26 protein-coding genes are annotated in these 17,800 nt (G+C 46.7%); all 26 read left to right on the top strand.

Annotated elements, in window-relative coordinates; all coding sequences use genetic code 11:
• Positions 1-6 precede the first annotated feature (6 nt).
• The 26 genes from C7R94_RS22700 to C7R94_RS30095 all read left to right on the top strand — a co-directional run bounded on the left by C7R94_RS22700 (position 7) and on the right by C7R94_RS30095 (position 17,473).
• Positions 7-1,140, top strand: a complete 1,134-nt coding sequence (locus C7R94_RS22700; protein ID WP_106784976.1) for a major capsid protein — start codon at positions 7-9, stop codon at positions 1,138-1,140.
• Between the two features lie 12 nt (positions 1,141-1,152).
• Complete coding sequence (locus C7R94_RS22695; protein ID WP_106784973.1) at positions 1,153-1,431, top strand: hypothetical protein; 279 nt, start codon at positions 1,153-1,155, stop codon at positions 1,429-1,431.
• The gene (locus C7R94_RS22690) at positions 1,428-1,760 is read left to right on the top strand and encodes a sugar transporter (protein WP_106784971.1); all 333 of its coding nucleotides are present in this window, start codon (positions 1,428-1,430) and stop codon (positions 1,758-1,760) included. The genes C7R94_RS22695 and C7R94_RS22690 overlap by 4 nt, the downstream gene beginning before the upstream one ends.
• Positions 1,757-2,317 (top strand): phage tail protein, encoded by a 561-nt coding sequence (locus C7R94_RS22685; RefSeq protein WP_106784969.1) that lies wholly within the window; start codon positions 1,757-1,759, stop codon positions 2,315-2,317. Before C7R94_RS22690 ends, C7R94_RS22685 begins: the two co-directional genes overlap by 4 nt.
• A complete protein-coding gene (locus tag C7R94_RS22680; RefSeq protein WP_106784967.1) occupies positions 2,310-2,804 on the top strand; it encodes a hypothetical protein in 495 nt (164 codons plus the stop codon). The genes C7R94_RS22685 and C7R94_RS22680 overlap by 8 nt, the downstream gene beginning before the upstream one ends.
• Entirely contained in the window at positions 2,801-3,085 is a 285-nt protein-coding gene (locus C7R94_RS22675) for a hypothetical protein (RefSeq protein WP_106784965.1), read from the top strand. Before C7R94_RS22680 ends, C7R94_RS22675 begins: the two co-directional genes overlap by 4 nt.
• On the top strand, positions 3,085-4,560 hold the full coding sequence (locus tag C7R94_RS22670) for a phage tail sheath family protein (RefSeq protein ID WP_106784963.1): 1,476 nt from the start codon (positions 3,085-3,087) through the stop codon (positions 4,558-4,560). The genes C7R94_RS22675 and C7R94_RS22670 overlap by 1 nt, the downstream gene beginning before the upstream one ends.
• Before the next feature lie 24 nt (positions 4,561-4,584).
• Complete coding sequence (locus C7R94_RS22665) at positions 4,585-5,109, top strand: phage major tail tube protein (RefSeq protein ID WP_106784961.1); 525 nt, start codon at positions 4,585-4,587, stop codon at positions 5,107-5,109.
• 17 nt (positions 5,110-5,126) lie between these two features.
• Complete coding sequence (locus C7R94_RS22660; protein WP_106784958.1) at positions 5,127-5,450, top strand: phage tail assembly protein; 324 nt, start codon at positions 5,127-5,129, stop codon at positions 5,448-5,450.
• A 135-nt stretch (positions 5,451-5,585) separates the two neighbouring features.
• The gene (locus tag C7R94_RS22655; protein ID WP_106784956.1) at positions 5,586-7,568 is read left to right on the top strand and encodes a hypothetical protein; all 1,983 of its coding nucleotides are present in this window, start codon (positions 5,586-5,588) and stop codon (positions 7,566-7,568) included.
• Positions 7,568-7,783: a tail protein X gene (locus C7R94_RS22650; RefSeq protein WP_106784954.1), complete on the top strand. Its 216-nt coding sequence runs from the start codon at positions 7,568-7,570 to the stop codon at positions 7,781-7,783. Before C7R94_RS22655 ends, C7R94_RS22650 begins: the two co-directional genes overlap by 1 nt.
• Before the next feature lie 6 nt (positions 7,784-7,789).
• Positions 7,790-8,806 carry a phage late control D family protein gene (locus C7R94_RS22645; RefSeq protein WP_106784952.1) on the top strand — a complete coding sequence of 339 codons (1,017 nt, stop codon included), beginning with the start codon at positions 7,790-7,792 and terminating at the stop codon, positions 8,804-8,806.
• A 5-nt stretch (positions 8,807-8,811) separates the two neighbouring features.
• Positions 8,812-9,255, top strand: a complete 444-nt coding sequence (locus C7R94_RS22640) for a phage baseplate assembly protein V (protein WP_158264704.1) — start codon at positions 8,812-8,814, stop codon at positions 9,253-9,255.
• A complete protein-coding gene (locus C7R94_RS22635) occupies positions 9,225-9,635 on the top strand; it encodes a phage tail protein (protein WP_106784948.1) in 411 nt (136 codons plus the stop codon). Before C7R94_RS22640 ends, C7R94_RS22635 begins: the two co-directional genes overlap by 31 nt.
• Positions 9,635-9,946 carry a hypothetical protein gene (locus C7R94_RS22630; RefSeq protein ID WP_106656061.1) on the top strand — a complete coding sequence of 104 codons (312 nt, stop codon included), beginning with the start codon at positions 9,635-9,637 and terminating at the stop codon, positions 9,944-9,946. Before C7R94_RS22635 ends, C7R94_RS22630 begins: the two co-directional genes overlap by 1 nt.
• Positions 9,939-11,054 carry a baseplate assembly protein gene (locus tag C7R94_RS22625; protein ID WP_106784946.1) on the top strand — a complete coding sequence of 372 codons (1,116 nt, stop codon included), beginning with the start codon at positions 9,939-9,941 and terminating at the stop codon, positions 11,052-11,054. Before C7R94_RS22630 ends, C7R94_RS22625 begins: the two co-directional genes overlap by 8 nt.
• On the top strand, positions 11,047-11,691 hold the full coding sequence (locus C7R94_RS22620; protein ID WP_158264703.1) for a phage tail protein I: 645 nt from the start codon (positions 11,047-11,049) through the stop codon (positions 11,689-11,691). Before C7R94_RS22625 ends, C7R94_RS22620 begins: the two co-directional genes overlap by 8 nt.
• Positions 11,692-11,707: 16 nt before the next feature.
• On the top strand, positions 11,708-12,067 hold the full coding sequence (locus tag C7R94_RS22615; RefSeq protein WP_106657704.1) for a hypothetical protein: 360 nt from the start codon (positions 11,708-11,710) through the stop codon (positions 12,065-12,067).
• A 5-nt stretch (positions 12,068-12,072) separates the two neighbouring features.
• Positions 12,073-12,393 carry a hypothetical protein gene (locus C7R94_RS22610; RefSeq protein ID WP_106784942.1) on the top strand — a complete coding sequence of 107 codons (321 nt, stop codon included), beginning with the start codon at positions 12,073-12,075 and terminating at the stop codon, positions 12,391-12,393.
• Between the two features lies 1 nt (position 12,394).
• Positions 12,395-12,949: a hypothetical protein gene (locus tag C7R94_RS22605; RefSeq protein WP_106784940.1), complete on the top strand. Its 555-nt coding sequence runs from the start codon at positions 12,395-12,397 to the stop codon at positions 12,947-12,949.
• 16 nt (positions 12,950-12,965) lie between these two features.
• Positions 12,966-14,639: a hypothetical protein gene (locus tag C7R94_RS22600; RefSeq protein ID WP_106784938.1), complete on the top strand. Its 1,674-nt coding sequence runs from the start codon at positions 12,966-12,968 to the stop codon at positions 14,637-14,639.
• Positions 14,636-14,812, top strand: a complete 177-nt coding sequence (locus tag C7R94_RS30370) for a hypothetical protein (RefSeq protein WP_199197956.1) — start codon at positions 14,636-14,638, stop codon at positions 14,810-14,812. The genes C7R94_RS22600 and C7R94_RS30370 overlap by 4 nt, the downstream gene beginning before the upstream one ends.
• Positions 14,799-15,971, top strand: a complete 1,173-nt coding sequence (locus tag C7R94_RS22595) for a polysaccharide deacetylase family protein (protein ID WP_106784936.1) — start codon at positions 14,799-14,801, stop codon at positions 15,969-15,971. The genes C7R94_RS30370 and C7R94_RS22595 overlap by 14 nt, the downstream gene beginning before the upstream one ends.
• 82 nt (positions 15,972-16,053) lie before the next feature.
• Complete coding sequence (locus C7R94_RS22590) at positions 16,054-16,512, top strand: phage holin family protein (protein ID WP_106784933.1); 459 nt, start codon at positions 16,054-16,056, stop codon at positions 16,510-16,512.
• Positions 16,513-16,514: 2 nt separating this feature from the next.
• Positions 16,515-17,321 carry an N-acetylmuramoyl-L-alanine amidase gene (locus C7R94_RS22585; protein WP_106784931.1) on the top strand — a complete coding sequence of 269 codons (807 nt, stop codon included), beginning with the start codon at positions 16,515-16,517 and terminating at the stop codon, positions 17,319-17,321.
• 5 nt (positions 17,322-17,326) lie between these two features.
• A complete protein-coding gene (locus tag C7R94_RS30095) occupies positions 17,327-17,473 on the top strand; it encodes a hypothetical protein (RefSeq protein WP_158264702.1) in 147 nt (48 codons plus the stop codon).
• Positions 17,474-17,800 lie beyond the last annotated feature (327 nt).

The following is a 17,800-nucleotide window of genomic DNA, read 5'->3' as shown; positions in this document are numbered from 1 at the left end:
ACAACCGTGAAAATTAAACAATCTGCCATCGCAGGACGTTTTATGAGTCCGCAAAATGCCGCAACCGTTATAGGTGGCAGCATCAGCATCTATGAACCACAAACCATGCTTCCTTCGTTTCAACGAAGAATGCCAGTTACAACGTTCCTTCGGGACATGTTCTTCCCTGGAGAGGAGACTTTCGATACAAAGCATGTTCTAGTGGATTTCTACAAAAACCGCCAACGTGTTGCACCACTTGTTGCAGAAGGCAGTATGCCAATTAATATCAAGCGAGATGGATTTGAAACGAAAATTTATACGCCACCTTTTATCAACCTATCTTCCCCAATTGACATCAGCATGCTACAAACTCGCATGCCTGGGGAAGCGGTATTTGGCGGTATGTCGCCAGATGAGCGGGCTGTACAACAGATGAACCGCGACTTTTTGGAGCTCTCCGACATGGTCACACGCCGAGAAGAGTTAATGGGTGCAGAACTTCTGCAGACGGGTAAAGTAACAGTATCCGGTTACATTGATGATGCCGCAACGATTGTTCGTACTGATACCATCGACTTTGGGTTTGACAACATGATCAACCTTACAGCCGGAAGCCAATGGAACCAGACTACGTCCAAAAAGTATGAAGACTTGGAGGAAGCGGTCAGAAAATCTCGAAAGGCTGGATACAATCCAACTGTCGCCCTCCTTGGTGATGAGGCGTGGGCTAATCTTCGAGCAGACGATAATTTCATGACGAAGTTTATGGACCTGCGATATGCGCAATTCGGTACGATCAATCCCCAGCTCAGCATTGAGAATGGAAATGGTTATACTTACATTGGCCGTTTAACCGAACTTGGACTCGATGTGTACCGATATGATGCGTGGTACTACGATGACACAACGCAGTCTCTTAAACCCTACATCGACCCCGAAAAGGTCATTGTCGCGCCACGAAATATCGGGGAGCTTTTGTACGGTGCAAATACCTTTATCCCAGAAGGTAGTATCAACTATGTTACTGTAGCAGGGCCTCGTGCGACAAAGGTAACAGTCAACCATGAGACCGATGTGAAATCTCTTATTGTGAAGAGCCGTCCATTGCCGAAGCCGTTTGACGTATCTGCATGGTCTGTTATCAAAACGCGCGCGTAGGAGGAAACTATCATGCGATTTCAAGTGCAAATTGGAACAGTGAAGCATAATGGTGTCTTTCATGAGAAGGGCGCCATTTTTAATGCTCACAAAAAGGATGTAGCGCATCTGATCGGTGAAGGGGCGGTAGTGCAGTTTGAAGAGACTGAACCTGACAGAAAAACTGATAGTGATGTAGGTTCTGGTGGAATAACGAGCGAGGATACGGAACAGGACGAGCATTCTGACGATAATCAAGAGCTTAATTTAAATCTTGATACGGACAAATTGATTGTAGACGCGCCCAAATGAGCACATTCAAGGACCAACTAAAGGCGGATTCCACTGTCTTTCTCAATACAGGCGAATTTGCAGATGAAATTGACATCGACGGGAAGAAGATTACGGGATTGATTGAACCTGTCGCGATTGGTGGGGGGAATCGATCGTACTCCTACCCGACCCATGACCGCGAATACACGGAAGAAATAATGCTCTATGTGAGCCGAGCCGATTTTACATTCATTCCACCAGTTGGACACACGTTAAAAATAAACAAAAAAGCGTATGTAATTGTAGCTCCACCTTCTGATCTTGAGGGCATTTTGGAAATCCGTCTTGGAGGGAATTCAAACCCATGATTGATTTCGACAACTCCATCAAACAGAGACTGAATGAAGCGGCAAATCTTCTGGCACATATTCCGAAGCAAATTCCAAAGGTACAGGCACGGGCAATGAACCGTGCCCTGTCCAGCGGGAAAACGGAAGCGGCAGCCAGGGTGAGAGACACGTATCTTGTCCGAAAAAAAGACGTCAGCGAGACAATGGAGCTCAAAAAAGCTTCCGCGAATGATCTGGATGGCAGTCTGGAATCAAAGGGTCATGTAATGCCACTGATTCGTTTTCGTGTCACACCGAAATCGCCGCAGCCTGGTAGAAAAAAACCGATCTTGGCCCAAGTATTACGAGCTGGCGGGAAATCTCCGATTCCTGGTGCGTTTGTTGCAAAAGTCAGAAATGTGGCCTCCGTATACAGACGCACGACACCAAAGAGGTTTCCAATCAAAGGACTCTATGCACCTGCTGTACCGCAAATGCTAGACAACGAGAAGGTACGAAAATCAATACAGAATAAAATGCTGGAGACATTAGACAAGCGTCTCGAGCATGAAATAGGACGGGTGCTAGATGGTTAATGTTGTCCTAGTTAATAAGCTGAAAGAGCGTATTGAAACGCTTGTGAAAGATTTTGTGCTACCCACCAACGTAGATGGCCACGATCACAAAGCACCACAGGTAGTCAGCGGGTTCCTGAGTGAGAGCAAACAATCACCGGTAGCCGATCCGCAAGAAATCAAAGCGGAGCTGCCCGCCGTTGTTGTTCGTTTTCGGAGAGAGAACGACGGGAGGCAGGCAAACATCGTTAAAATTCGTGTAATCGTCATCACATACAGCGAAGATGAACAAAACGGCTGGATTGATAGCCTGAATGTAGCGAATCGGATAAAGATTGGGTTAAAAAGAGATCCGATCATTGACGATCGTTTTCAGATCGATGACGAATCTTTCGAAACAGAGCAACCGGACGAGCAGCCATTCCCAGAATGGGCGACATACATCACGTTCGACGTACTGATTCCACAAGTACAGTCCGAATTTGATTGGGAGGTATTTTATAAATGAGCAAAGCAGAATCAAAGGTGACTGCTAAAGAACCAATGCACGTCATCTACTGCGGGAGTAGTTTACGTGATGGCACTCTGCATCGATACGCGCTATTTACGGACGGAATTCCACAACATCTGAGCAAGCACATCGAAGCATGTCCAGCCATTAAGAAAATGTTTGTGCCCGTAGAAAAGCTGTCCCAAACAGAAGCAGCGATTAGAGATCATGGAACACCAGAGAGCGTCTTTTTTCATCAGACCGCTGATTACGCCGCAGGAAAGAGAGTTGAGGAATAGTGGCATATAAACACCAGATAGGCGTCTCAGAGAGTGATACGAGCATTCTTTCTCCTGTTGAGGCTACAGCCGGACTGCCAGTATATTTCGGTACTGCGCCTATTCATTTGACAGACAATCCAACAGCATTTGTGAATAAGCCGGTACTGGCCTACAGCTACGAGGAAGCGGTAAAGGCTCTCGGGTATCATTCCAACTGGGACGATTACACGCTGTGCGAAGCAATCAAAGCGCAATTTCAGCTTTTCAATGTTGGCCCTGCGGTATTCGTCAACGTGCTTGATCCTTCCATCCACAAGGTAAATGTCAAGGACAGCACGATCAATCTATCTTTGGGTAAATACACGATTGCTGCCGAGGGAGTGTTATTGGCGAGCCTCATTGTTAAACTCACAGGCGCTGGTAATGCGCTGGTACGTAATAAGGACTTTACAGTTGTATTCAATGTGTCGGGACACCCTGTTATTTCGCGGGTGGAGGGTGGAGATATTCCAGCAAACCAAACCACACTGACTGTATCCTACGATAAACTCACGCCTTCGGCTGTAACGGATGCCCAAATCATCGGGGGAATTGATTCGGCAACAGGAAAGGTAACCGGGCTAGAATTGATCAACAAGATTTTCCCACTGTATCGGTTGGTGCCAGGACAAATTGTTGTGCCGAAACACTCAAAAAAGCCGGCTGTTGCCGCAGTCATGAAAGCAAAAGCGTTGGGAATTAATAGCCTATTTAAAGCCATGGCAATTGCTGATATTGATTGCTCGCCAACAGGTGCGGCTGTTTACACAGAGGCGCCCGCATGGAAAAACGCCAACAATTACAGCGACCCTCATCTTATTGCCTGCTATTTGAAACCGAAATTGGGTGACGAGATTTATCACGAGATTTATCATCTGTCTACGCAATTTGCCGCATTGAATAGCAGAGTTATTGCTGACAATGACGATGTTCCCTATGTATCTCCATCAAACAAAAACATTCAAGCAAACGCCTTGGTGAATGAAGCTGGTACTGAGATCAATCTTGGCGTTGATCAGGCAGCGTACCTCAATGGCGAGGGAATTGTCACAGCAATCAACTTTACAGGTGGACATAAGATGTGGGGCAATAATACTTCCGCTTACCCAGCCAATACAGACGTGAAGGACAGATTCATTCCCGTCCGTCAGATGTTCAACTGGATCGGAAATACGTTGATTCTGACACACTGGCAAAAAGTTGACGACCCGACAAACAGAAGGTTGATTGACACGGTTATTGACTCAACAAACATCTGGCTGAATGGACTGACAGCGCAAGGTTCCATACTCGGCGGGCGTGTAGAATTTAGAGCAGCGGATAATCCGGTCACATCGCTGCTGGACGGAAAAGTTTCTTATCGGTTGTTCCTGGCGGCTCCAGTACCGGCTGAAAACATCGAGTTCAAACTTGAATTTGATGTGGCCTATCTTCAAAATCTCTTTGCAGCCTAATCATACAAGGCAGGTGGATAAACAATGGCTAACAAAGCAATTCCTGATCGTTTAAAGGATTTCATGATATACAAAAACGGTACAACCGACCTCGTGGGGGTGGCAGATATTCAATTGCCATCCTTTTCTTTTGCTACAGAGGAAGTCAAAGGAGCTGGTGTATTTGGCAGTTTTGAATCCTCAGTAGGGCATTTCGGCAGCCAAAAAGTCACATTGAATTGGCACACAATCACCAATTTACTGTTTGAATTTCTTAATTTAGATGCTCATCGACTAGATTGCCGTGGAGCCCTACAAGAGCATGACCGTGGCTCTGGCCGTATTATTACCCGTTCTCTGCGTGTTGTTGTACAAGGGCACACAATCAATGGCGAACTAGGGAAGCTAGAAAAGGGTGCAACAACAGACAGCAGTACAGAGCTGGAAATCACGTATATCAAGATCGATATGGACGGAAAGAATGTCCTGGAGCTCGACAAACTGAATTACATCTATCGAGTGAACGGCAAGGATCAGCTGGCTGATACGCGTCGGGCGCTTGGGCTATAGAAGGGAGTTTTGCAAAAATGAAATTACCACTGCCATTGGAAAAACCATTGAAAGTAAACGACGAGGAGATAACCTCCCTGACTTTTGATTTCGATAAACTGACAGGCGCGGATATTATCAATGCTACTAATGAGGCCCGTCAGATTAGCGGATTTTCCCCGGATGAGATGCAATCATCGACTTTCCGGGCGGTGCTTGCCGGAAAAGCTTGCGGAGTCCTCTACCATGATCTATTAAGACTTGGGGCACGAGATTTTTTCCGAGCAGTAACAGCGGCACATGCTTTTTTGCTCGGTATGGATTTGAAGGAGATGGAGGAGATAGAGAAGACGGAGGAATAAGAGAGTTACGGAAACTCGTACTCAATATGGCAAGAAACACGCATACAAGCATGGAGTTTTTCCTTGGCATGACTTTGAACGATTTAAATGAATGGGTAACAGCAGCCATGGAAATTACGGAGGGAGGCGAAACGGATGGGTAGGAAACTGTATGAATTCACAATCAAGATGTCTGGGAAAATGAATAGATCGTTCACCAGCGCGTTCGATAACGCTTCCCGTCGCATGCAGGATATGCGAAAAAAAATCAGCGAGTATCAGGCATCTATTGAGAAGGCAAATGGCAAACTGCAATCCATGTCCACCTTGCACTCGAAAATGTCAGCTGCGATAGCGAAAACCAAGAGCGGCCTTGCCTCTTTGGAGCGGAAATACCGAAGTGGCGCGATCAGCGAAGAGGTGTACAGGCGGGAAAGCCAGAAGCTGCAAAACGACCTTCAACGGTTTACCAACGTACAAAAGAGAGCAGCCTCACAGGTCGATAAGTTTAAACGGAACATAGCCGAATTAAACCGAGAAATGAGAAGTGAATCAAACAATCTGAACGCTTATTCTCGCCAACTTCAAACTATGGAGGCAAACGCACTTGCTGCGGGAGTCTCCATAGGGGAAATTGCGTTGGCAGGGGCTGCATTGATACCCGTTGGAGGGTATCTTGGTACGGTTGGGGTTGGTCTGGCTGGGATTGCTGTCGGAGCAAAGACTGCGAAATCTGCTTTTGACTTGATGATGGATAGCGTCAGCAAAGCGGCTGATCGAGAATACAACATCGAAGTCATCCAATCATTGCTCCGGGATCAAAAGAAAGCAGATCAGTTGTTCAACTGGATGGAGAAGCGCGCCATTGAATCCCGTTTCGGGATGACGGACTTCTTTGAATCCGGCCAGGCGTTTTTGTTTAAAACGAAAGACCTGCGGCAAGTCCAAGCGTTACTGGATATATCCGAGAAGCTGGGGACGATCAATAAACAGCAGGGGATGCAGGGGGCGGCAATCGCACTCAACGAGTTATTGATTGGCGATACTCAGTCTATCGTTGAGCGTTTCAATATGCCGCGTTCAGACATCAAGAAGTTTGCCAAATCGGGAATTGACGGCATTATCAAGGGCATGAATGAGCTGCTAAATAAACAGAACATTGATGCCAAGTTGTTGAGTGATGTCGATACTACTGGTCTTGTTATGTATGAACAGCTCGTGGAAAAGCTTCAACTGACTTGGACCAAAATGGGGGTAGAAGCGTTAGACGCTTTGAAACCAACGCTAAAAGAAATCGACAATTTGACCAAAACAGAAGCGTTTCAGGATTTGGCGAAGCTAGGGTCAGATGCTTTTGCGGAAATGGGACGAACTGTTACCAAGTCCGTCCAGTTTGCATCTAATAAGCTACAGACGATTTTCAATAATCCCGAATATAAGAAGTTGGATGTTTGGGGGAAAATCGAGTTTATCGTAGCGGATGCATACGAGACGTTCAACAAATGGTGGAGCTCCGGAGGGAGTGAAGCTACACAACGTGTCACTTATGAAATTGCATCGAAGCTCGGGGAGCTAATTAAAGCGGCAGCTGTACCTCTCATTCCAATCGCCCAAGACGTAGGATATGATGTCGGCAAATCGATCATTCAAGGCATTTGGGATGGAATGTGGGGAGAAAACAAGCTGGAGACTCCCTTTAGCAAACTGGAAGCCCGAATAGAGAGCATGAGGGCTGCTGGTCAAGATCCGACCACTACACCCGTTTACGGCGGACCGAACGCAACCATGACAGCAGGGCCGGAACCTGCATGGTACGAAAAAGCGTGGGATTGGGTAAATGGTTCCCATGCAAACGGATTATCTTATGTCCCATTCGATGGATACCGAGCGGAGCTTCACAAAGGGGAACGTGTATTGACTGCCCAACAGAATCGTAATCTCGACTCCAATCTATGGTCGAGAGCGAATCAGGCGTTGTCGTCAGGAAATGGGAATCAAACACTTGTTTTTCAGTTCTCACCAAACCTTTCAGGCGGAAATCGGGCGGAAAACGAGTCGATGCTCCGAGACTCCTATCATGAATTCAAGGCGAATATGCAGCGGTTCATGAGGAATGAAAGGGCGGTGAGGTTTTCCTGATGGCCAGAACATATACAACGAATGCAGGCGACATGTGGGACTGGATCGCATTTAAAACGATGGGCAGCGAGTATTTCATGCCACAGTTAATTGAAGCCAATTTAAAGCATCGAGAGACGGTAGTCTTCTCATCCGGAATCGTCCTGGTTGTTCCAGACAATGACGATGTCACGGCGCAGGACACATCAAATCTGCCTCCTTGGAAGAGGGAGTGACGACGGGTGGCACATCCAAGACGAGTCAAATTTGAACTTCTCTATGACAACAAGAATATATCGAATGACCTGCAGCCGTACCTCACCTCATTTGAGTACACCGACAATCTCTCAGGTACGGCGGATACCCTATCTATCAACCTAGCAGATCGGGAACGCCTTTGGTGGGCAGCATGGATGCCAGAATTGTATGCAAGCCTAAAGGCAAAAATCATTCGAGAAAACTGGATCGATGACGGGAAAACGGATGCCTTAGATTGCGGGTATTTCGAGATCAATGAGATCAGCCTAACAAGTCCACCCAATGCCGTCAGTATCCAAGGCGTGTCTGTGCCAGATGCATCAACGATCCGGGCACAACGAAAATTCCGCGCATGGGAAAAAACGCGTTTGTCTGTGATCGCAAAAGATATTGCAGGCAAGAATGGCCTCAAACTTCTTTTTGACGCAGAAGACGAGGACTATGATCGGATTGAACAAACAGAGGAAACCGATCTTGGTTTCCTCATGCGCCTGTGCGATGATGCTGGCATTGCTGTTAAGCTGACAGGCAAACAGATCAGTTTATTTGATGAAGCTAAATACGAGGAGAAACCTCCTGCTTTTTCGCTCAATTACGCAACGTCCAAGATCAAAAGCTTTTCGGCACATGTGACCACGACAGGAATCTATAATCGCGCTGTTGTGAACTATCACAGTCCAAAGGGGAAAAAGAAGATCCACCACACCTATATGCCCCCTAACGCTCCAAAAACAGGACGTACACTGTATATCAATGAGCGCGTAAAGGATAGACGTCAGGCAGAACGAAAAGCCAAAAGTGCGCTGCGCCAAGCGAATAAGGAGCAGAACACGGCAAGTATTACCTTGATGGGAGACGTTAACCTGGTAGCGGGTATGACGTTTATGCTGAACAATTTTGGGGCTGTGAGCGGGAAATACATCATTACCCAAGCTGTTCATGCTTATAGCGGGAATGGCTACGAAACATCGCTTGAATGCAGAAAGGTATTGGGCTGGTAATGGATATGAAAAACATATTACGTGTCGGCATTGTATCGAGCGTGGACGAAAGGGATGCAACAGCAAGGGTCGTTTTCGGTGATCGCGAGGATGTCGTGTCCTACAACATGGACATCCTTTCTCGCGGTTCTTTTTTGCAGAAAGATTATTGGCTGCCGGATGTGAATGAACAGGTATGGTGCCTATTCTTGCCGACAGGGAATGCAGATGGGATCATCCTTGGATCGACGTACAACCAGGAGGACCTGGTGCCAATCAAAAACAAAAATAAACGACACATCCGGTTTGGTGATGGGACATTCATCGACTATGATCGAGAAACGCATACCATCACCATTGATTTCCTCCACCCTGGGAAAATCGTCGTCAATAACGCCAATATCATATACAACCAAACGACGCAGCGAGGTGAACCAGAATGGCGGTCATCGGAAGTCTTGGAGAAGTGATTTTTGAAGTATCTTCCCAGCGTGTTCGTACTTTTGATGAACTGACAAGAAACGGCTCGAGCCGGTGGGTAACCCATGACATCCATCGAAACAAACCGATTCCTGAATTCGTTGGTCCGGGGCTTGAAGAAATTAGTCTTTCCATTCAGTTGAAAGCCTCGCTCGGGGTTGATCCAGAAGCGGAGCTGAAAACATTGCGGATCAAAAGGGATACGGGCCAAAGGGATTTATTAGTCATCGGAAATAAACCTGTTTCAACCAGCCAATGGGTTACTGAGTCGGTTAGCGAACAACACAAAAACTATGACGGCCGTGGTCGTTTACTATCTGTTAACGTTGAGCTGCGTCTCAAGGAGTATCCGAAAAAGGCGGGAAGCTAATGGCTCAAATCGTAACGATTACCAGTGATTTTAAAGAGGTTATTTTCGGCGCGACGGGAGAAACAGAAGTGATCCAAAATGTGAGGACCATCATGCTGAGCATGATTCATACATCTCCGATGTACCGATCATTTGGTTGGGACCCTAACATCGATGCACCTGTTAATGCTTATATGGCAATCACTTCGGCACGACTCATTGAAAAAATCCAACAATATGAACCACGTGCAGAGGTCCAGGAAGTTACGTATAAAGGTGATGAAAACGGGATGTTAAAACCTTTGGTAAAGGTGGCGATAAAAGGTGTCTAGGTTTGATTTTTTACCAGATGTATCATTCGCCAATAAATCGCCGCAACAAATCGAAGCGGATCTGATCGCAAACTATGAAAAAGAATACAAAAAACCACTTGCAGCAGCTGATCCGGTACGACTCTTTATCAAGAGCATCGTGCCTTTTTTTGTACAGCAAAGAGTCATTATCGACGACTCTGCAAAACAGAACTTGCTTAAATATGCGAGAGGTAAGTACCTGGACCTCATTGGTATCTTGCTGAACGTAGTAAGAATACTGGCTACAAAGGCTAAGACTACGGTTCGTTTTACCTTATCGACACCAGTATCTCAGACTATCCCAAAAGGGACACGGGTCACAGCAGGGGACAACGTATTTTTTGCAACAACAGTGGACGTCACAGTCTCAAGCGGGGAAACGAAAGTAGAGGTCAAAGCGGAATGTGTTTCCGTGGGTGTGATTGGTAATGGGTATCCAGTGGGGAAGCTGAACCAATTGGTTGACCCTTTGCCATTTGTCCAATCGGTTTCCAATGTCACAGAATCGGGTGGCGGGGCAGATGAAGAGGACGACGATTCATATGCAGAACGAATCCGGCAAGCACCTGAGAGTTTTTCCGTAGCTGGACCATCTGGAGCTTACGAGTTTTGGGCAAAGTCCGCCAGTACCCTTCTAGGTGATGTAAATGTATCGAGCCCAAGAGCTGGAGTGGTAGAGATTCGACCTCTTCTCAAAACGGGCGAGATACCTGATCAGACAATTATCGATCTTGTCGCGGCTGTTTGCAATGACAGGAAAATTCGGCCACTCACCGACCAAGTTTTTGTTTTGGCCCCGACTCAAAAAACATACAACATTGAGGCCACTTACTGGATTGATACAGACAAGGAAAGTGCTGTTACAGCTATACAAGCCAAAGTGAATCAAGCTGTTGCTGATTATCAACTGTGGCAAAGAGCCAAGCTTGGACGAGACATCGATCCATCCGAGCTTGTATTCCTGATGAAGAAGGCGGGAGCAAAAAGGGTTTCTGTGACAAGTCCAGTTTTTACCACGCTGACTGAATCGGAAGTAGCCAAAGAACACACGGTCAATGTGGTGTATGGAGGTTTGGAAAGTGGTTGATATCTACAACGCAAAGCTCTCGGACATTCTTCCGCCATCCATAAAAGAAGACAAGCAGATTCGAGCATTGGCCGCAGCGATTACAAAGGAAATGCAGGACATTTCCTCTGATATAAAACTGGTGCTGATGTTCTCTCGGATCGATGAACTAGATTCAGAGGTTGTGGACATTTTAGCCCACCAATTGCACGTCGATTTCTATGATTCAACGTTATCCCTTGAAAGTCGGAGAGAGCTCGTCAAAACAGCAATTGGAGCTCATCGATATAAGGGCACCCCCTGGGCAATCGAGCAGGTTGCGTCCATCGTTTTTAAAAACTCATCTGTCCGCGAGTGGTTCGAATATGGAGGAGAACCGCATCATTTTCGAATTGAGACAGAACAGCTGATTTTTGAACCGGGGGATCTGGCAAAGTTCCGCCGTCTGGTGGAAGGTGTGAAGCGCAAAAGCTCCTGGCTTGATGACATTGTTTTCAAAATCGTAGCCAGTACGATCGAAGTGAATGTTTCCGCTAAAAAATTCAGGGTTGATTACTTTGTGTGCAATACCTTCTACCCTGACGAAATTGTTGTCAATGCTCCAAGCTTGCCCGTCTTTGTTGCGCCTGGCATGCCTATGTTTACAGCAACGGAATGAGATAGGAGGGAATCAGATGCCAATTGGCACAAGACATATATTACGTGACGGCGGTCTACTTCCGGTCCCGCAATATTTCAATGTGACGAAGGATGAATTTCAGGAAATTCAGGGTAATAAAGGCGCTATGTTCGTGCAACTTCGCGGCTTATCTGCAAAAGAGCCTTTTAGCGGTGCCACAGATACTACGCAAATTTTCACAGAGCCCATGTACGGCTTTGTTATTAAGAACGACGGAACGAACGATTTGACATTCACGATTAACAACTACACATTTACGGTCAAAGAAGGCGAAGTGTTTGAGGAATATTTTGAGCCATTTACACAAGTGATCATAAAAACAACTTCTCCGTTTCGTGCTTACGGGAAGGGGTAATTCAGATGGCAATAAAAGTAGAGGCAGCTTTCTTGGAATTCATCCGAAATACGGTAAGTGCAAAACTGAGCAATGCCATCATCACTGTTGACGGGAAATCAGTCGTCCATCCGATTACACAGACGAAGCATCTTACCAGCGCCCAGAAAACGGTTGTGCAGCTCTACGTCTACTTGGACGCCGTGGATGCAGAGGGCACCATTACAGAGGCAAAACTTGTGGACGCAAGCGGGACGGCAATGATCACCTCTGATGCACAGATTACCTCGCACGAAACAGGGGCATTGTTGCTTTTCGAAATCCCTTTCGAAGTGAGGAGTGTGTGAAATGCCTTACGAACGACAATTTTGGACTGACCGGCTTGTAAATACGGACACAGGTGAGACAATCCAAGATGGTACTCGTTTTACCGCACGGCGTATGAATCACATAGAAGAAGGTATAAAGGACATCGATGGCATTGTAATCAGATTAGAAAATCGCATTCTCTACCTGCACGCCAAGATCACGACAGGAGACAGGACAGCGGGGAATAGTGGGATTTTTGTTGATTTGTTTGATGGCATCCAGGATGCGGTCATTTCTTTGGACAAAACGAGAACAACCATTCAGTCGATTTCTGGTACGAATGTTACCGTTGCATCGGTGACAGGTTTTGCAGTAGGGCAAGAGGTGACACTAGCCTCTGTCAACAATCAGGAGGAGCGTATCATCACGGCAATTAATGCGTCGACTCAGGTCATTACACTAAATGCGGCTCCCACAGCAACCTATTCATCAAATGCGATCTTGGCACGGTCAACCGTGGAGATTGATACAGCGGCGAAACGTATGCGACGAGGGTCAATTGATACCTATAGTGTGAAAATAGCCGTCACATAAGAAAGGAGGAGGTTAGATGGCGAGCAAATCAACCGTTGTTAATTTCCCCGAATCTACATCACAAAGCCGGTCACAAAAGATAACCATTTCGAACCTAAAGCGTGTCGTGTCAGTTGCGGTCAATACAGGCAAAGTTACACACTCTGTCAATGGCAGCGAAGTGACGATCAATGTCAGCGATGGCTCATATACCCGATACACCACATCCAGCACCCCAAACACAAAAACCGTATCGGATACTCGTACCAGCAGCACTGATAGTTTTCCATCGTCGATCAGTTACAACGATGGTACTTATAGCGGTACCCTGTCTAAGGCAGGCGGATCAACTCCTTATGTAGTTAGTGGTAGCCCTCCCGGTCAAAAATCAGTATCAACTTCTCGCGATTCTTGGTATGACCTCGGGGGGTCTTGTAGTGCTGCACAAAGCGGCGCTTTGTCGGCGTTGCCATCATCGATTCCCTATTCGGACGGGGAAGGATACACGGGCACTTTACAACGTACCGGAGCGTCTGCGGGGTCGTGTCAGCTTTTAAGCAACGAAGGTGGCGGCGAAAGGATATATGGTGCTTCTGCAACAGGCAGCTATTCCGGGACAGTCAGCAAGCCTGATACGCGTAAGTACAACTACACACAAAGCTATTCCGGTACGGTATACGGACCATCTTCCGTTTCATATACCTACTATTATGCCTATACCGTAACAGTTACCTATGAAGACAACTTTGGTCAAACGCTCACACTTACTGCTCCAGCAAGCGGGGTCAAGTTATCTGTAGGTAATACCTACACAATTGCAGGAACCACAAAAGACACAGACGCTGGTGACATCGTATCTGTCTATGTACGTGTAAACAAAGGGACAAATTATCGGATTGCCCAAGGATCAGTCGATGGGGTAAATCCGTTAGCCTTTAACAAGACATTGACATTTACAGGTGGAGCATTGAAGGATGGAACGACAGCCGTTTCTGGGCTACTGGATGAGGGAGCAACCCATTTACTAGAAGTGTGGTCAGAGGACAATAAGGGCGGAACCTCGATCATTGCAGAGCGTACGTTTACCGTTATGCTGAATCGCCCGCCTACTCTTACACACACATTTGTGGAGAACAATGATAATTTGTCGGATGATTCACCCATTACGATAAACGGCACTGTTTCCGATCCAGATGGACAAGCAGTATCCATGAAGTATCGTCTGAACGGTGGTGCAGATGTACCCATATCGGTCAGCGGTGGCGCGTGGACGATAACCGTCACACCGAAGCAGATGGTTAATGGACCGAACAGTCTCGTCATAACAGCAGCCGACTCATTAGGAGCAACGACAGTCCTCACATTTTCCCTGACCCGATTAGTGACGAAAACACGACTCAAAACTGCCCATGCTCGCTACAAGCTATCTCCTCAATCAACTACAGCCAAAGAAGTCCTAGCTTGGCTCCAGCATGAAACAGGAGACCTGAATGTGGATGGAGCTCTTTCCATCGTGGCGGCTGGGGCTGCTGAATCTTACAAGCCCATGAACAAAACGTCTGCACCTGTTATCACTGGAATCGTAGAGAAGGAATTCATTGGAACGTACGCGACACCAGACGCTCAACTCCATTTGAAATTTACACTGACCAGTAATGACGCCAACTCAACAGCTGCAGCGACGAATTTATCGGGGGCGATCAAAGCATGAGATACCGGAAGCGGAATCCTGACGGATCGCTAGGAGATTGGGTTTACACGCCAGCAGGAGAGGAGGAGCGACAACAGGAAGAGGCACTACGAAAAGAGCTGGAAGCATTGCGGAAAGAAAATAAGAAGCTGAAAAATGCTCAAAAAGAGGGTGGAGAGAATGGCATGGGCTAAGCCGGCAGACAAGAAAAGCAAAGACTTGATATTGGCCCAAGTTAGAGATTACAAGAAAGGCCGTCTCGTGGAGCCTTTTAGTGATACCAACGCCTGGCTAAAAGCATATGGCGGAGGCACTGTGTCATTTATCAACGGGATGCTACAAGTCACCTCTACGGGTACATCGATCGCTGCTCGAAGAAATATTCTCCTCAACCTTACAGGGGCAAAAACCCTAAAGATTAAATTCTATGTAGACAATTTGACTGACTTCTATGAGTTTCAAATTTATCTGGCACATGATACCGGCTACGCAGAATTTTTGGGCTACACCGTGCGGGGATGGCGAATGGCGCTGGGGTGGAATGAACATATCATCGATGTCAGCAAGCTGGAGCCAATTGGAGCTGCAAGCCTTACCCGGGATATTGTCTCTATGCAGATTCGGGTTAAGTCCAACGATAATACTACCGCGTCGATCATATTTGATTCGATCATTCGTGATGAAACACAACGCGGGAAAGTGATTTTCATGTTTGACGATGGTTGGTTGACACAGTACACCGAAGCGTTCAAGTACATGGGGAAATTTAACCTTCCAGGTGTCATTGCCGTCATTCCGTCGCACGTAGGGTGGTCTGGCTATTGCACGCTGCAACAGTTAAAGGAAATGTACGCCTACGGGTGGGACATGGCCAACCACACCATGAACCACGCGACACTGAAAGACCTGAAAGACACAGCAGCCATCGAGAAAGAAATTGGAGAGGCCGAGACCTGGCTAAATACAAATGGCTTTACGAGAGCATCAAATATCTTGGCGTATCCATACGGGGCGTATGATGCCAGGGTGCTGCAAGTTATGCAATCTCGCAGAGCGGGCCGCACTGTCCAAGAAGATACGGTGACCACACCGCCACCGGATAAACGGACGATCAAGATTCGAAATGTGGATCATACAATTACGCCGGCCACACTAAAAGGGCACATAGATAATGCGGCCAAAGTGGGGGGCGTGTGTTTATTCATGTTCCATAAGATCGTTAGCGGTGAAGCCTCGTCCAGTATCGAGTACAACGTAAGCAACTTCCAAGAGGTTGTGGATTATGCCTATTCCCGGCGTGCCGACATTGACACCGTAACAATGAGCGAATGGCTGGACAGTTGTGGGTTGTAGAGAGCAAAATGCATTTTTATGAGGAGCTGCTATCGCGGCTCCTTTTACTTTTGCCCCTAGCGGGTGAGAAGGAAGGTACCCTATGAAATTTCTACAGAGTTTAGAAAATGTAGCGACCCCTGCAAACGGATGGGCGACAACTGCAGGTGCAATCGTGTCGCCCGCCTTTTTCTATCTGTACGGCACGAACCGTCAGGATATCCTGATCGTGCTCTTTTTTATGATCGTCCTCGATTGGATCACAGGCATTTCCGCAGCAAAAAAAGATCAATCCTACTCATCTGATTATGGGTTGTCAAGAATCCCACGCACAATGTTCCTCTTTGCTCTACCAGCCTTAGCCAATCTCTTAGATCGCGTCATGGGCACGCCAGGCTTTTTGTTTTACGGAGTAACGTTCGGTCTCATTTATCACACGTGGACGAGCCTGACCGCAAATGCACATCGAGCTGGCTGGCCTATGCCAAGGTCAGTTGAAAAATTGGTAGGATCGGAAATCAAAGCGAAAGCAGAGCGAGCTGCAAGAAAGGAGAACAAGTAAACATGAATATTACTATCTCGGGTGCGCGCGTGATCGACGTTCGCACCTCTTTGCCACGTCACAAAACACTAAGGTATGGACTGCGTAAGCTGACTGACATCCGATCGGCAGCTATGCATCATTCAGCTACAAAAAGCGGATCGCCAGAGGCATTCGCAAGCTACCATGTCGTCAAAAACGGATGGCCGGGCATTGCCTATCATTTTGTGATTCAAAAGGATGGGGTGATTTACTGGTGCAACGATCCAGAGGCAATTTCCTACCATGTTGGCAACAGCAACCGTCATGCGCTAGGGATTTGCCTTGTAGGTGATTTCCGGACACAGCAACCAACCGCAGCACAACTTGATTCGGCGAATCGCCTTATCAAGCACTTGCAGGTACAGATTCCAACCATGAAGCAGGTGTTTGGTCACCAGGAGTACCCCGGCTACGCTTGGAAAAACTGTCCTGCATTCCCGATGGGCACATTCCGCACTAATTACTCACAATTCTTGCAAAAAGCTGTGGGTAAAGTGGATAAGCCCAAGCAAGTTCCGGTTGCTATCAGTCTGAATGGTACTTTACTCGCGGTAACTGGATTTTTGCAGGAAGGCGTTTCTATGCTGCCAGTACGAGCTGTCGCCAATGCTGCAGGTGGAAAAGTGGAGTGGATTGAACAAACGAAGGATGTTCGCGTAAACGGCAAAGACCTAAATGAAAAGCTCATATCGGGTTCGGCGTATGCGCCAGCACGTGAGTTAGCTGCCGCGCTTTGTCTACAGATTGAGTGGGATGGTAGTACAAATACAGTAATATTGAGAGGATGAGTTTCATGGATAAAACAAACAAAAAGAAACGAGGAGTTTGGATGATTGTCGGTGGCGTTCTTGCAATTGTAGGAGCAGGGTATGGGGTAGTGACAGATAAGCAAGCTGAGGCGATCCAGCAGGCCTTGGAGATACTGCTAACTGCATTCTAATAGGCCCCCCCTCCTTCGGGGACACAAGTTTACAGAAGTTTACACTATAGACGTTTGTGACGAGTAATATAAAGTATTTGGTAAAATGGAAATAAACAAGTAGGAACCAACCACTTATGCAGTAACAGAAGTTGGATTTTGCATTGAACTTTTTTGGAAATTAGTTGTAGCAGGCATAACGGAAAAAGAAGTTAAAAAACTCCACTGAAAGGTGGAGTTTTTTAACTATCCAATACTTAATCGTTAAAATGAGAACCAAGTTGTCTATTCTAAATGTATTGAGAAGGAAGTTAGGACATGTTTAGAATAAAATAAGAAAAAAATCAT

Source organism: Brevibacillus sp. NRRL NRS-603 (assembly GCF_003013445.1).
GTDB lineage: Bacteria > Bacillota > Bacilli > Brevibacillales > Brevibacillaceae > Brevibacillus > Brevibacillus formosus.
Note: the sequence above shows the minus strand (reverse complement) of the source record. Positions and strands in the feature narration are given on the sequence as shown.

Excerpts from the sequence above, each read along its gene's own strand:
- C7R94_RS22685 (WP_106784969.1), top strand. The coding sequence starts at position 1,757 with ATGATTGATTTCGACAACTCCATCAAACAGAGACTGAATGAAGCGGCA.
- C7R94_RS22615 (WP_106657704.1), top strand. The coding sequence starts at position 11,708 with ATGCCAATTGGCACAAGACATATATTACGTGACGGCGGTCTACTTCCG.
- C7R94_RS22585 (WP_106784931.1), top strand. The coding sequence starts at position 16,515 with ATGAATATTACTATCTCGGGTGCGCGCGTGATCGACGTTCGCACCTCT.
- C7R94_RS30370 (WP_199197956.1), top strand. The coding sequence starts at position 14,636 with ATGAGATACCGGAAGCGGAATCCTGACGGATCGCTAGGAGATTGGGTT.
- C7R94_RS22610 (WP_106784942.1), top strand. The coding sequence starts at position 12,073 with ATGGCAATAAAAGTAGAGGCAGCTTTCTTGGAATTCATCCGAAATACG.
- C7R94_RS22640 (WP_158264704.1), top strand. The coding sequence starts at position 8,812 with ATGAAAAACATATTACGTGTCGGCATTGTATCGAGCGTGGACGAAAGG.
- C7R94_RS22595 (WP_106784936.1), top strand. The coding sequence starts at position 14,799 with ATGGCATGGGCTAAGCCGGCAGACAAGAAAAGCAAAGACTTGATATTG.
- C7R94_RS22605 (WP_106784940.1), top strand. The coding sequence starts at position 12,395 with ATGCCTTACGAACGACAATTTTGGACTGACCGGCTTGTAAATACGGAC.
- C7R94_RS22675 (WP_106784965.1), top strand. The coding sequence starts at position 2,801 with ATGAGCAAAGCAGAATCAAAGGTGACTGCTAAAGAACCAATGCACGTC.
- C7R94_RS22655 (WP_106784956.1), top strand. The coding sequence starts at position 5,586 with ATGGGTAGGAAACTGTATGAATTCACAATCAAGATGTCTGGGAAAATG.
- C7R94_RS22680 (WP_106784967.1), top strand. The coding sequence starts at position 2,310 with ATGGTTAATGTTGTCCTAGTTAATAAGCTGAAAGAGCGTATTGAAACG.
- C7R94_RS22695 (WP_106784973.1), top strand. The coding sequence starts at position 1,153 with ATGCGATTTCAAGTGCAAATTGGAACAGTGAAGCATAATGGTGTCTTT.
- C7R94_RS22660 (WP_106784958.1), top strand. The coding sequence starts at position 5,127 with ATGAAATTACCACTGCCATTGGAAAAACCATTGAAAGTAAACGACGAG.
- C7R94_RS22635 (WP_106784948.1), top strand. The coding sequence starts at position 9,225 with ATGGCGGTCATCGGAAGTCTTGGAGAAGTGATTTTTGAAGTATCTTCC.
- C7R94_RS22600 (WP_106784938.1), top strand. The coding sequence starts at position 12,966 with ATGGCGAGCAAATCAACCGTTGTTAATTTCCCCGAATCTACATCACAA.
- C7R94_RS22650 (WP_106784954.1), top strand. The coding sequence starts at position 7,568 with ATGGCCAGAACATATACAACGAATGCAGGCGACATGTGGGACTGGATC.
- C7R94_RS30095 (WP_158264702.1), top strand. The coding sequence starts at position 17,327 with ATGGATAAAACAAACAAAAAGAAACGAGGAGTTTGGATGATTGTCGGT.
- C7R94_RS22665 (WP_106784961.1), top strand. The coding sequence starts at position 4,585 with ATGGCTAACAAAGCAATTCCTGATCGTTTAAAGGATTTCATGATATAC.
- C7R94_RS22690 (WP_106784971.1), top strand. The coding sequence starts at position 1,428 with ATGAGCACATTCAAGGACCAACTAAAGGCGGATTCCACTGTCTTTCTC.
- C7R94_RS22630 (WP_106656061.1), top strand. The coding sequence starts at position 9,635 with ATGGCTCAAATCGTAACGATTACCAGTGATTTTAAAGAGGTTATTTTC.
- C7R94_RS22590 (WP_106784933.1), top strand. The coding sequence starts at position 16,054 with ATGAAATTTCTACAGAGTTTAGAAAATGTAGCGACCCCTGCAAACGGA.